This window comes from Vibrio sp. Vb1337 (assembly GCF_033338715.1).
GTDB classification, from domain to species: Bacteria; Pseudomonadota; Gammaproteobacteria; order Enterobacterales; family Vibrionaceae; genus Vibrio; species Vibrio alginolyticus.
On the sequence record NZ_JAWOTD010000009.1, the window covers coordinates 89621 to 103142 of the forward strand.

Annotated in this window: 11 protein-coding genes; 5 read left to right on the forward strand and 6 right to left on the reverse strand. The window is 46.3% G+C overall.

The annotated features are described in order from the left end of the window. Window positions 1-35: 35 nt before the first annotated feature. The 3 genes from glnL to glnA all read right to left on the reverse strand — a co-directional run bounded on the left by glnL (window position 36) and on the right by glnA (window position 3401). Window positions 36-1082 carry a nitrogen regulation protein NR(II) gene (gene glnL / locus R7E42_RS12115; protein ID WP_017821940.1) on the reverse strand — a complete coding sequence of 349 codons (1047 nt, stop codon included), beginning with the start codon at window positions 1080-1082 and terminating at the stop codon, window positions 36-38. 132 nt (window positions 1083-1214) lie between these two features. Further along, on the reverse strand, window positions 1215-1796 hold the full coding sequence (locus R7E42_RS12120) for a DUF4124 domain-containing protein (protein WP_213915139.1): 582 nt from the start codon (window positions 1794-1796) through the stop codon (window positions 1215-1217). A 195-nt stretch (window positions 1797-1991) separates the two neighbouring features. Continuing rightward, entirely contained in the window at window positions 1992-3401 is a 1410-nt protein-coding gene (gene glnA / locus R7E42_RS12125) for a glutamate--ammonia ligase (RefSeq protein ID WP_005379275.1), read from the reverse strand. Window positions 3402-3931: 530 nt separating this feature from the next. Here glnA and typA point away from each other — a divergent pair. Beyond that, window positions 3932-5761, forward strand: coding sequence for a translational GTPase TypA (gene typA, locus R7E42_RS12130; RefSeq protein ID WP_005379276.1), 1830 nt, complete (start codon window positions 3932-3934; stop codon window positions 5759-5761). Between the two features lie 72 nt (window positions 5762-5833). After that, window positions 5834-6376 (forward strand): AAA family ATPase, encoded by a 543-nt coding sequence (locus tag R7E42_RS12135; protein WP_065275007.1) that lies wholly within the window; start codon window positions 5834-5836, stop codon window positions 6374-6376. Between the two features lie 31 nt (window positions 6377-6407). Here the strand turns inward: R7E42_RS12135 and R7E42_RS12140 are convergent, their stop codons facing one another. Beyond that, complete coding sequence (locus R7E42_RS12140; RefSeq protein WP_005382972.1) at window positions 6408-7049, reverse strand: DUF2959 domain-containing protein; 642 nt, start codon at window positions 7047-7049, stop codon at window positions 6408-6410. Between the two features lie 34 nt (window positions 7050-7083). On the opposite strand from R7E42_RS12140, the gene R7E42_RS12145 reads away from it, so the two are divergent. From R7E42_RS12145 to R7E42_RS12155, 3 genes are all read left to right on the forward strand, one after another. Next, window positions 7084-8028: a virulence factor BrkB family protein gene (locus R7E42_RS12145; RefSeq protein WP_033905908.1), complete on the forward strand. Its 945-nt coding sequence runs from the start codon at window positions 7084-7086 to the stop codon at window positions 8026-8028. Continuing rightward, a complete protein-coding gene (gene dtd, locus R7E42_RS12150) occupies window positions 8000-8434 on the forward strand; it encodes a D-aminoacyl-tRNA deacylase (RefSeq protein ID WP_267922946.1) in 435 nt (144 codons plus the stop codon). The genes R7E42_RS12145 and dtd overlap by 29 nt, the downstream gene beginning before the upstream one ends. Window positions 8435-8540: 106 nt before the next feature. After that, a complete protein-coding gene (locus R7E42_RS12155) occupies window positions 8541-9458 on the forward strand; it encodes a bifunctional GNAT family N-acetyltransferase/hotdog fold thioesterase (protein WP_005379283.1) in 918 nt (305 codons plus the stop codon). Here R7E42_RS12155 and R7E42_RS12160 read toward each other — a convergent pair. Continuing rightward, the gene (locus tag R7E42_RS12160) at window positions 9444-11561 is read right to left on the reverse strand and encodes an AsmA family protein (protein ID WP_318072704.1); all 2118 of its coding nucleotides are present in this window, start codon (window positions 11559-11561) and stop codon (window positions 9444-9446) included. The genes R7E42_RS12155 and R7E42_RS12160 overlap by 15 nt on opposite strands. A 190-nt stretch (window positions 11562-11751) precedes the next feature. Next, on the reverse strand, window positions 11752-13380 hold the full coding sequence (pckA, locus tag R7E42_RS12165; protein WP_017820689.1) for a phosphoenolpyruvate carboxykinase (ATP): 1629 nt from the start codon (window positions 13378-13380) through the stop codon (window positions 11752-11754). Window positions 13381-13522 lie beyond the last annotated feature (142 nt).

Consider the following 13522-nt stretch of genomic DNA (forward strand, 5'->3'; position numbering starts at 1 on the left):
GAAAAACTGACGCGACTTGAAGTCCATTAGCGCAATCAGATCGGCAGATAAATAGTAAATGTTGTGTGACCAGGCCAGCTTTCTACGTCTATTTTTCCATTGTGCTGGTCGATCAAATTTTGCGAAATAGATAGCCCTAATCCAGTTCCTCCCTCGCGGCCACTGACCATGGGATAGAACAGCGTGTCTTGTAGTTCCGGTGGAATACCTGGGCCGTTGTCTGTGATTTCGACACGAGCAGCGAGTTTACAGCGTTTGCCGTGAATATTGGCTTGGTGCACCGTTCTGGTGCGAATGGTTATTTTCCCGTGTTCTTGATGGCTAAGAATTTGTGCGGCGTTGCTGACGATATTAAGCATTGCCTGTTCGATTTGGTCTGTATCCATCAAAATCTCTGGCAAGCTTGGGTCATAATCTCGTTCAATGATGATTGAGCGTTGTGACTCTAATTCAACCAGCTGGCGAACCTTTTCAAGAATTTGGTGCAGATTCTCTTGTGTCTTCTTACCTGGCTTCTGCGGTCCTAGTAATCGATCCACGAGCGCCCTTAAACGGTCTGCTTGCTCAATGATGATGTGTGTATATTCGGTGAGAGAGGGCTCTGGCAGCATTTTTTCTAACAATTGCGCCGCACCGCGTAAGCCGCCAAGCGGATTTTTGATCTCATGTGCAAGCCCTCGGACTAACAGCTTCGCTGCTTGTTGCTGGGCGTGTTGGTTCAGTTCTTGAGAGAGTCGGCGCTGCTGATCAATTTTGCGCATCTCAACCAGAAGCATTAACTGCTTTTGCCAAGTGATAGGGCTAACCGTCACCTCTAGCATTAAAGGGCGGCCATCAACAACGAAAGTGACGTCACTGTCGGTGATGCTTTGGCCACTTTGCAACGGTTGAGTGAGCAGCGCGAGATCCAGCGACGCATGCTGAATCAATTGAGAAAGTGATTGTTCAATAATTCGTTTGGCGCTTTGAGAAAACAGCAATTCGGCAGCCGGATTGGCATAACGGATGGCCAATCCATCATCAAGAATCAGCGTTGCTGTCACCATATTGTTGAGAATGGCACTAGGAAGACTGGTATCCACATTACGTCCTTGTTTTGCTTTAAGATTGTGCGATGCACAATAATGGTGCAATTGAACGTTAAGTATGGCGAATAAATCTTAGAAGAAAAAGTGAAAAGCATCGCTGTGATGTGATTTTTTTCACCAGATATTCTATTTTGCCCCTTTTACGGTCGGCTTAACACTTGCTCTATGTAAATGCACCGTTATAGGGCTAGTAGATGCAATAAGCTTGCCGCTTCTTTTCGCGTGCACAGCAAGTGTGTGAGTGCCTCGGTCAATATTGTTTAACTGCCACACTATATGGCTTTGTGGCGCACCATAAGGTTTTCCATCGAGTAACAATTGCAATTGCTCACCGATACCAAGCTTGCGATTGGTTTCTAATTGAATATTGATGATGCCTCGATTGCTGCGGATGGTCTCGTTGTGCTTGGGAGTCAGCATCGAGAGTTGTAATGGGAGAGGCTTCTCGGTTGTTTTATCTGGCTTGTTTTGTGATGCAGTAGATGGCGTAGTCTGAGGTGCGAGCGATTCAGTACTTTCTACCTCAGGAGCTGGTGCGCTGGCTTCAAGGTTTGGCAGTGCGATCGCTTTTGCTCCTTTGTTTGGTGTATCACTAAAGTGAACCACGCCATTTTCATCTACCCACGTATACGCGACCTGCGCGAAGGCGATAGAGGCGATTAACAATCCGCTGAGTGCACACAGTGATGGAATAAGCTGAACTTTCATTGCTCACCTTCTCTTGTTCGATGATTTCACGTTTCAATGGCTTAGCTCTTTGACCTGTAAGGAAAAATTCTAAGCGTATTTTTATTATCCCCTCATGTTAAACGTCGAAGCTTGAGTGGCGAATACAAAAAAGGCCCGCCTGCGAGGCGAGCCTAATATTTTATTGCTGTGTTTACATTTTACACAGTGTCGACCTTACACAGAGTAGTAAAGCTCGAACTCAACAGGGTGAGTTGTCATGTTCACACGTTCTACGTCCTGAGACTTAAGGTCGATGTATGAATCGATGAAGTCGTCAGAGAATACGCCGCCCGCTGTTAAGAACTCACGATCAGCATCTAGCTCTGCTAGCGCGTCTTTTAGTGAGTATGCAACAGTTGGGATTTCTGCTGCTTCTTCAGCTGGAAGATCGTAAAGGTCTTTATCCATCGCTTCGCCTGGGTGGATCTTATTCTTGATACCGTCAAGACCAGCCATAAGCATTGCTGCGAAACATAGGTATGGGTTCGCCGCTGGGTCACCGAAACGAACTTCGATACGACGTGCTTTCGGGCTTGGTACCACTGGGATACGGATCGAAGCAGAGCGGTTACGCGCTGAGTAAGCTAGCATTACTGGTGCTTCGAAGCCTGGTACAAGACGTTTGTACGAGTTTGTTGATGGGTTAGCGAATGCGTTGATTGCACGAGCGTGTTTGATGATACCACCGATGTAGTAAAGCGCCATTTCAGATAGACCGCCGTACTTGTCACCAGCAAATAGGTTTACGCCATCTTTTGCTAGAGACTGGTGAACGTGCATACCGCTGCCGTTGTCGCCAACAAGTGGTTTAGGCATAAACGTCGCTGTTTTACCAAACGCGTGAGCAACGTTGTGTACAACATACTTGTAGATTTGGATTTCGTCAGCTTTGGTTGTTAGCGTGTTGAAACGAGTTGCGATTTCGTTTTGACCCGCCGTTGCCACTTCGTGGTGGTGCGCTTCAACAACAAGACCCATTTCTTCCATTACTAGACACATAGCAGAACGGATGTCTTGAGATGAATCTACTGGAGCTACTGGGAAGTAACCACCTTTAACGCCTGGACGGTGACCTTTGTTACCTTCTTCGTAGTCAGAACCTGTGTTCCATGCCGCTTCTACGTCGTCGATCTTGAAGAAAGAGCCTGACATGTCCGTCGAGAACTTCACGTCATCAAATAGGAAGAATTCTGGCTCAGGACCGATAAGTACAGTATCTGCAACACCTGTAGAACGCATGAAGTCTTCAGCGCGTTTAGCGATAGAGCGTGGGTCACGGTCATAGCCTTGCATTGTTGCAGGCTCTAAGATGTCACAACGGATATTTAGTGTTGCGTCTTCCGTGAATGGGTCAAGCACAGCAGAAGATGCGTCAGGCATCATTACCATGTCTGATTCGTTGATACCTTTCCAGCCAGCAACTGATGAACCATCGAACATTTTACCTTCTTCGAAGAAGTCTGCGTCGATTTGGTGAGCAGGGATCGAAATGTGCTGCTCTTTACCTTTTGTATCAGTGAAGCGTAGGTCAACAAACTTAACTTCGTTTTCTTGGATCAGCGATAGAACGTTTTCTACTGACATCTTGGATAACCTCCAGTGTTAATAAGCGGTAAAAGCTCGATTTATGAATTATTCATGAAACCTGGCATTGATTAATCAATTTGACTTTTCATTAATCGATGCTGTTTTAACTAAAGCCAAAACCGTGCCAAAAAAAATATTCCATTAATTTCAAGCAATTGTGTTTTTGAATGCTAGTTTGGTGCACTTGCTTGCACCAAAATGATCATTACTTGCACTATTATGGTGCCAAAAATCATTGTTGCACCATAATGTGACAGGTACATTGCGTATTCAGCCCAGTTTTTGAGCAAGAGTCAATTTGAATTATGCATCGATTAGAATAAAGTTGCGTTTAATCAATTCGTTCTGAGGAAGAAAATGGGCATTAAGCGTAAAAATCGCAGAAATGCTCGGGAGTAGATCACATATTTCTAGGCTTTTTGCTAAAATCTGGTACATTATGGCCGTTTTTTTAATCAGCAAATGTCGCCAGAGAGCACCCGTTCTCAGCGTGGGGGCATTTCATCTATCTAAGTGAATCAATATCCATGGCTACTCCACAGATTGATAAATTAAGAAATATCGCGATCATCGCGCACGTTGACCACGGTAAAACCACGTTGGTTGACAAGCTGCTACAACAATCAGGCACGCTTGAGTCTCGCGGTGAAGCTGAAGAGCGAGTCATGGACTCGAACGACATCGAGAAAGAGCGCGGTATTACCATTCTTGCTAAAAACACAGCAATCGACTGGAACGATTACCGTATCAACATCGTAGATACTCCGGGACACGCGGACTTCGGTGGTGAAGTTGAGCGTATCATGTCGATGGTAGACTCTGTACTACTTATCGTTGACGCTGTTGATGGTCCAATGCCTCAAACGCGTTTCGTAACACAAAAAGCGTTTGCTCACGGTTTAAAACCAATCGTTGTAATCAACAAGATTGACCGCCCTGGTGCACGTCCTGATTGGGTTATGGACCAAGTGTTCGATCTATTCGACAACTTAGGTGCAACTGATGACCAGCTAGACTTTAAAGTAGTTTACGCATCTGCACTTAACGGTTGGGCTTCTCTAGAAGAAGGCGAAACTGGTGAGAACATGGAACCACTATTCCAAACTATCGTTGATGTTGTTGACGCGCCAAATGTTGACCTTGATGGTCCACTACAGATGCAAGTTTCTCAGCTAGACTACAGCTCTTACGTTGGTGTTATCGGCGTGGCTCGCGTAACTCGTGGTAGCGTTAAACCAAACCAGCAGGTAACCATTATTGGTGCTGACGGTAAAACTCGCAACGGTAAAGTGGGTACAGTAATGGGCTACCTTGGCCTAGAGCGTCACGAAGTGGAACAAGCTAACGCGGGTGATATCATCGCAATCACTGGTCTTGGCGAGCTGAAAATTTCTGACACTATCTGTGCACAAAACGCAGTAGAAGCATTACCACCATTGTCTGTTGATGAACCAACAGTAACGATGACGTTCCAAGTAAACACGTCTCCATTCGCGGGTAAAGAAGGTAAGTTCGTAACGTCACGTAACATCCTTGAGCGTCTTGAGAAGGAACTGGTACACAACGTTGCACTACGCGTTGAGCAAACAGACGATCCAGATAAATTCCGCGTATCAGGTCGTGGTGAACTTCACCTTTCTATCCTGATCGAAAACATGCGTCGTGAAGGCTTCGAGCTTGCGGTATCTCGTCCAGAAGTAATCATCAAAGAAGAAGATGGTCAGTTGATGGAACCGTTCGAAACGGTAACTATCGACGTAATGGAAGAGCACCAAGGCGGCATCATGGAGAACATTGGCCTACGTAAAGGTGAGCTGAAAGACATGTCTCCAGACGGCAAAGGTCGTGTGCGTATGGACTTCGTTATGCCATCACGTGGTCTGATCGGTTTCCAAACGGAATTCATGACACTGACTTCAGGTTCAGGTCTTCTTTACCATACGTTTGATCACTACGGCCCTCACAAAGGCGGTAACATCGGTCAACGTGTAAACGGTGTACTAATCGCGAACGCGATGGGTAAAGCGCTAACTAACGCACTGTTCAACCTTCAAGAGCGTGGTCGTCTATTTATCGGTCACGGTGTTGAAGTTTACGAAGGTATGGTTATCGGTATTCACAGCCGTGACAACGACCTAACGGTAAACGCACTGAAAGGTAAGCAGCTAACCAACGTTCGTGCATCAGGTACAGATGACGCACAGGTTCTTACTCCGCCAATCAAGATGACTCTTGAGCAAGCACTAGAATTCATCGATGACGACGAGCTAGTAGAAGTAACGCCTGAAAGCATCCGTATCCGTAAGAAGTTCCTAACGGAAAGCGACCGTAAGCGTGCTTCTCGTGGCGCGAAATAATTTTCGTTAAGCGATTCAATTAAGAAGAAGCCTCGAGTTATGCTCGGGGCTTTTTGTTTTCTGGAGTTGAATATGAACCCGATTATTATCACCGGTGGGCCTGGTGCGGGAAAAACAACACTGCTGAATGCGCTAGACGCGTGTGGTTACGCCACGTTTCCTGAAGGGTCTCGCGACTTGATTGAGCAGCAAAGCCAGTTAGAAAATGGTATTTTGCCGTGGACGAATTTACCTGAGTTTGCCAAGTTATGCCTTGGGTTGATGGACAAACAAAAGAGTGATGCGCGTTGTCATGATGTTGCGTTTGTTGATCGCGCCATCCCCGACATCATTGCATACCTACAAGTGGGCGGCTGTAAGGTTGATCAAGCTTTCTTAACCGAAAGCGCTGGGTACCATAGTCAGGTGTTTACTTGTCGACCTGAAGCATCCATTTACGTACAAGATGAAGTGCGTCCGCACAGCTTTGAAGAAGCATTGGAGATTCATCAGTCGTTAGTGAGTGTCTATACTGAGTTGGGTTATGAAGTGGTAGAAGTGCCATGGGGAACTGTGCCAGAGAGGGTAGGCTTTGTTCGAAGAGTCATCGGTTTACTCGGTAAGGTCGCCGACTAAAACCTCCTCGCTAGGAGGAGGTCTGAATCATTTACTTTTGATTGAGCTTTTGTAGGAATTTATCGGACTCTGCAATCGCTTCGTTCATTTGTTTGATCGCAAACTGAATGTCCTTCTCTAAGCTAGAGAACTCACCTTGCAAAGAACCAATCGCACTGGCGTTAAGGTTGTGTTTTAAGTACAACGTGTTGTCACGCAGCGTGTCCAGTACCGGTGTCATCTTTTTCTCTGCACGCTTCATAGCGCTAAGCATGGTTTTGTACGAGGCTTTGGTTTCACGTAGCTTTTGCTCGCTTGAACGACGCAGTTTCGCACTCGAGTACAGCTCTAGCTCATCTTGCCACTCATCAAACAGTGCGCCGGATACGTCTTCAATCGCAGCAATACGGTCACGTACGTCTTGAGCCGCTTTTTCGCTATCTTCGTATTTGTCATTGATGTTGTTGTAGACATTTTCTAGCTCACCACCATCAAAGTTGGTGATCGCAGATAAGGCTTCAAGTGCACTGGTGAATTCTTCTTGTGCATCTTGTTGAGATTCTTTGGCATCTTCGACGCGGTCGACCATAATATCTCGTTTATGATACCCAACCTGCTCCATTGCTGAGTAATAAGCAGATTGACACCCTGTTAAAGTGAAAATTGATAGTACAATTGCTAATAAATAAGGCATTCTTATGTCCTCGGCGCTAATTATGGGATGAACTATGAACCAGTTATCAGAGAGTTACAAGGCGAGATTAATCAATCTACTGCCAAGTTGCGTCGCGTTTTTTACGTACCTTCTTAAGCGATTAACGCATGACCGTGTGAATGTGAACGCGGGCTATCTTGCCTACATTACCTTGTTGTCTATTGTGCCAATGCTGACGGTATTGTTATCAATATTGTCGAAATTTCCCGTTTTTGCGAACGTTGGTGAGGTGCTGCAAGGCTACATTATTGAGAATTTTGTGCCGGCTTCTGGAGAAGCTGTACATACGGCATTACAGGAATTTGTGGCGAATACGGGCAAAATGAGCGCGGTTGGCGGTGGGTTTTTATTCATCGCAGCGGTCATGCTGATTTCCAACATTGATAAGAACTTAAACTACATTTGGCGAGTTAAAGACAAGCGCCGTTTAGTCTTTTCATTCTCTATGTATTGGATGGTACTCACGTTAGGGCCGATCATGGTCGGTGCGAGTATTGCGGCGACGTCGTACGTGACTTCGCTGCAAATTTTAGAGAATGAGACATTATCTGGTGCGTTTAATTTATTTCTGCGTTGGCTACCGTTGTTGCTGTCCTTTTTTGCTTTTCTTGGCTTGTATATTCTAGTGCCGAATAAAAAAGTACACCTCGCTCATGGTGCCATGGGGGCAGCAGTCGCCGCGATACTGTTCGAGTTGAGTAAAAAAGGCTTTGCACTCTACATCACTCAGTTTCCGTCTTATCAGCTCATCTACGGCGCGTTAGCGGCGATTCCTATCTTATTTGTTTGGGTGTATTTATGCTGGATGATCGTGTTATTGGGGGCGGAAGTTACGGCTGCGCTTGGTGAGCGAGAGCACTGGAGTGAAGATTTAGACATGATACACTCGACCGCTGAATCTCAGTTAACAGATGAAGGAAGCGAGAGTAGTGATAGCGCTAATTCAACGAGTCAGTGAAGCAGCCGTCCGTGTGGATGGTGAAGTCGTAGGAGAAATTGATCGTGGTCTGCTGGTCTTATTGGGCGTAGAGAGGGACGACGATGAAGCTAAAGCAAAGCGTTTAATGGAGCGTGTTACAACCTACCGTGTGTTCGAAGATGACGAAGGCAAGATGAACCTAAACGTTAAACAGGTGGAAGGTAAAGTGCTGGTGGTTTCTCAATTTACGCTGCCTGCGGATACAAAAAAAGGCACGCGAGCTGGCTTTTCTCGCGGTGCGCATCCTGTTGATGCAGAGCGCTTGTATGATTACTTTTCTGACTTGTGTGAAGAAGTCTTACCCACACAGCGTGGCCGCTTCGCTGCCGATATGAAAGTGTCTTTGGTGAATGACGGTCCAGTGACGTTTTGGTTGCAGGTCTAATCTGGTAACACAGGCGCCATAGTCTAAGCTTTAACTCCAAGCTCATGGAATTGGCTTGGAGTAATTTTTCCGACACTGATTAGTGTTGTGCTTTCAAAGGATTGATATGTTCAAACTCATTACTCCCAAAACCGATAATCAGATAAACAAGTATTATCAGTTTCGCTGGCAACTGCTTCGTGAGCCATGGCGTATGCCGATCGGCTCTGAGCGCGATGAATACGACGAAATGAGCCATCACCGCATGATTGTTGATGGTCGAGGTCGTCCTATGGCGATTGGCCGTTTATACATTACGCCGGACAATGATGGCCAGATCCGCTATATGGCGGTTAAAAATAATCGCCGTAGCAAAGGGATGGGTTCGCTGGTTTTGGTTGCACTAGAGTCGTTAGCGCGCCAAGAAGGAGCGAAACGCTTGGTGTGTAATGCCCGTGAAGATGCCATCGCCTTTTATGAAAAAAATGGCTTTGAGCGTCGAGGTGAGCTGACCGATGAGCGTGGCCCTGTGCGCCATCAGCAAATGGTGAAGCAACTGGATCCGATGGCTAATGTGTTACGTCGCCCTGAATGGTGTACTGAGCTTCAACAGCGCTGGGAGCAACAAATCCCAATTAGCGACAAAATGGGGATCAAAATTAACCAGTACACGGGTTACCAGTTTGAATGCTGTGCGCAGCTTAATCCTAACCTTAATCCGCATAACACCATGTTCGCCGGGTCAGCTTTTACCTTAGCAACCCTGACAGGGTGGGGGATGACGTGGCTGCTGCTTAAAGAGCGTGGGCTGCACGGTGATATTGTGTTGGCCGACAGCTCGATTCGTTATCGTCAACCAGTCGAACAAAACCCCGTGGCGAGTACTTCGTTGGATGGGATCAGTGGTGACCTAGACCGATTGGAGTCGGGACGCAAAGCACGCATCGTTATTCACGTAGTGATTTATAGTGGTGACACGCCAGCTGTGGATTTTGTCGGTACCTATATGTTGATACCGAACTACTCGCAGTTACTCAGTTGCTGATGGGGTAAGCGCCGACTGATCTGCTGGGCGCTTATCTGTTTCACCTTCTTGCTCTGTCGGTGAGAGGGTTTGTTCTGCTGCGGAATTCGTGTCGGGTACTTCATCTTCTTCGATAACTTCTTCGTAAAGCTCTTCCTCTTGAGTCTCCAAATGGATGTTATCAATCACGATAGGTTGCTCGATGGAAGGCTCATTTTTCAGTGGAGTCTCAATATCAGTAGGCTCGGCCAGTTTTGATGCGTTCACGCACTCATTACGGTGGGTTTCACCACTTAGTAGATCGCCTTCAATGTTTCCGCACGACTCTTCCAATTGATAAGTAATGCCACTTAGCGGGTTGTTGGCCATATCAAATGTTCCCCAAACCTTACCACTTATGGCTTTTCCTGAGATGGTGACCGGCGTTATGGCAACTTCCCCTCGTTGCGCGCTTAAACGCAGTGGACTTAAGGTAATGGCTTTGAGCGAATGATCCGCTTGGGACTTCAAGCGGGTATCTCGGAGGTTGGCTTCCACTTCACCCGACAAGCTGTAGGCCAGCATGTTGCGATCACCTGACAACCCTTGTAGATCGAGGCTGAGATCGGAAAAACCATCAATAGCCAGTGTGTCGGGTAAAAAATAATCGTGGAAGAGCGATAAGGGAATACCATCAGCATTGACGTTGAGCGCCCAAGGTTGGCTCGGGGTACTCAAATCTATCTGTCCGATGCCTTCTACGTAGCCTTGCTCGAGTGGCGCAAAAAGGCGAGTCAATTGCCAAAAGCCATCTTTGCTTTGCATGGCAAGTGCTGCGTGAGACGTGAGTATTTGGTCATAGCTGGCGTTGACAACGCTGACTTCCAATTCGCCTTGCCAAAGGCCCCAACGTTGAGCCGACTGTTTAATATCAAGCTGTTGTCCTTCGATATTTAAACCGGAAAGTTGCCAATAAGGTTCGTGAGATAGCTGGATAATTTGGCTGCGCTCAATGTCGAGTCGTTCGATTGCAACATGCTCTAACTCGCTGGTGGCGGCGTGCCACCAATTTAGGTTGTCTTCTGGCTGTGTTGCCCACTTGAGGCCTTGAATAGAGGCTTCTTTGAGCTTCCATTGTGTTGGCGTGAACAATCCAGAAACTTGCACTCGACCTTGCTGCCAATCTAAACTGAGCTCGTTGAGCTGGATTACTCCTGGCTCGATAGCGGCACTCAAACGTGGCTCTATTGCGGTTTGCTGCTGGAATCGAACGCTATCCGCCTGCAATGACACTTGAGCTTTTGTCTTCCAGAGAGACAGTGGCAGTGTGGCGTTTTCCACAGAAAGATCCAAGTTCTGCCAGTGCCAGTCGCCCCATTCAATATCGACGTTAAGCAAATCTAAGCTATTAATATGATTAATGTTAAATGGTAGATCGTGCCAAGGTTTTGCAAGCAGTGATTGGCGCTGCGTATTACTCAGTTTCAGCTTGTTGATGGTCACATTTACTAAAGACCAACCTTGAGGATACTGCTCCCCTTGCCCAGATATTTGACTGTGACGCCAGTTAAAAGAGATGCCATAAAGCGTACTGTCTTGCGGTTTGTAGTCTATATCGACTAAGACTTGATTAAAGGCTTCGCCATTCCAATAGAGTTGGTCAGCTGCAAGTTGAACTTCGCCATATGGTATTAATTGACCATTCCATTGTGGTGATTGAATTTGAAGGTCAATGCCATTGGCAGAGAACTGCTCGTCGGCGTAATCAATATTTTTGAGCGCGATTTGATGGAATAAAACGTTATCTAAAGGTGGGAGCTTTGGTGCACCATACTGCAAGCTCATACCATCAATCAATAAACTATCAACGATCCATTTACCATCGCGATAAACATCGGGATTCATCCATAAATCGACTTGCTCGATGTAAGACGCATCGTCTCCGCTGGTGTTCACGCGTTGTAAAGTTAGGTGATAGGGAAAGCCATAACGCACGCTTTCGGCCCGGAAGGGAAGAGAAAAGGTGTTTGACAGCAAGCGCCAGGTTGCGTCCGCGTAAGATGTTGTTAGCAGCGCAATCGTAGCGGCCGGAATGGCAACTAAGATAACCAGTAACAGAAGTAGAACTCGACGCGCTGTTTTCATCTTTGCTAGAACCTACGTGTGTTATGAAATAAAACTAGATAGGCTTTAGCTTGTATCAATATTCTGTGGTATTCAATAAAAAGCCCCTCAAAAGAGGGGCTTGAAGCAATTTTTGTAACTTGGCCTACGTAAAGGTGATAAGTTAATGCCAACTTTTCACTGAGTTTACGCGACGTCGCTGTTACTCGATTTAATCAATCTGAGGACCAGCCGCAACCAGAGATTTACCTTCAGCGTTGTCTGTGTACTTATCAAAGTTATTGATAAAGCGCGCTGCTAAATCTTTCGCTTTGCTTTCCCACTGAAGTGGGTCAACGTACGTGTCGCGAGGGTCTAGAATGCTAGGATCCACACCTGGTAGTGAAGTCGGTACTTCAAGATTGAAGATAGGAATGTGCTTAGTTGGTGCATCTTCAATCGAACCATCAAGAATCGCATCAATAATTCCGCGCGTATCTTGAATCGAGATACGTTTGCCAGTGCCGTTCCAACCTGTGTTCACTAGGTAAGCCTCAGCGCCTGCTGCTTCCATGCGTTTAACCAGTACTTCTGCGTATTTAGTTGGGTGAAGTGTTAGGAACGCCGCGCCGAAACAAGCAGAGAAAGTTGGTGTTGGCTCAGTAATACCGCGCTCTGTTCCCGCTAGTTTGGCGGTAAAGCCAGACAGGAAGTGGTACTTAGTTTGCTCAGGTGTCAATTTAGATACTGGAGGCAGTACGCCAAATGCATCGGCTGATAGGAAGATCACTTTATTCGCGTGACCGCCTTTTGATACTGGCTTAACGATATTATCGATATGGTAGATAGGGTAAGAAACACGTGTGTTTTCTGTTTTCGAACCATCATCAAAGTCGATAGAGCCATCGCCACGTACTGTTACGTTTTCTAGCAGTGCATCACGACGAATTGCGTTGTAGATGTCCGGCTCCGCTTCTTTCGAAAGTTTGATGGTTTTTGCGTAACAACCACCTTCGAAGTTGAAGACACCGTCATCATCCCAGCCGTGCTCATCATCACCAATTAGCGCACGTTTAGGATCAGTCGACAGGGTCGTTTTACCCGTACCAGATAGACCGAAGAATACCGCTACATCGCCATCTTTGCCCATGTTAGCGCTACAGTGCATTGATGCGATGTCTTTTAGTGGAAGGAAGTAGTTCATCATGGCGAACATACCTTTCTTCATTTCACCGCCGTACCAAGTACCACCGATAAGTTGCATGCGCTCAGTTAGGTTAAATACGGTGAAGTTTTCTGAGTTCAGGCCTTGCTCTTCCCATTTTGGATTAGTGCATTTTGCGCCATTCATTACTACGAAGTCTGGTTCAAATGTCGCTAACTCTTCTTCTGTCGGGCGAATAAACATGTTTTTAACGAAGTGCGCTTGCCATGCGACTTCTGTGATAACACGAATGCTCAAACGTGTATCTGGGTTTGCACCACAGTAACCGTCAACAACAAACAAGCGTTTGTTAGAAAGCTGGTTTGTGACCAGTTCTTTTAGCTCGTCCCACACTTCAGGAGTGATTGGCTTGTTATCATTTTTCACTTGATCAGACGTCCACCACATATGTTCTTCTGTCGTAGCGTCTTTGACGATGTATTTATCTTTTGGTGAGCGACCAGTAAAGATGCCAGTGTCAACGGCAACCGCACCTAGTTCAGTAACCACGCCGCGCTCATAACCGGTTAGGTCTTCACGCGTTTCTTCCTCAAACAACATTTCGTAGCTTGGGTTGCGAATAACCTCTTTTACGTTATGCAGTCCGTGCTTGGTTAGATCAAGTGTTGCAGCCTTAGTATGTTCCATAACGGTCATAGGTGCTCCTTATAAGGATTTTGTAGGGATTTTGTAAGAATGTTTTAATTTTAATCTGCTCACCATGCTAGCAACGGGGCGGGGAGAAAACAGGGAGATAGCTCAAAATTTACCCATGATTTCAATAAGGTTTTAGGTAACC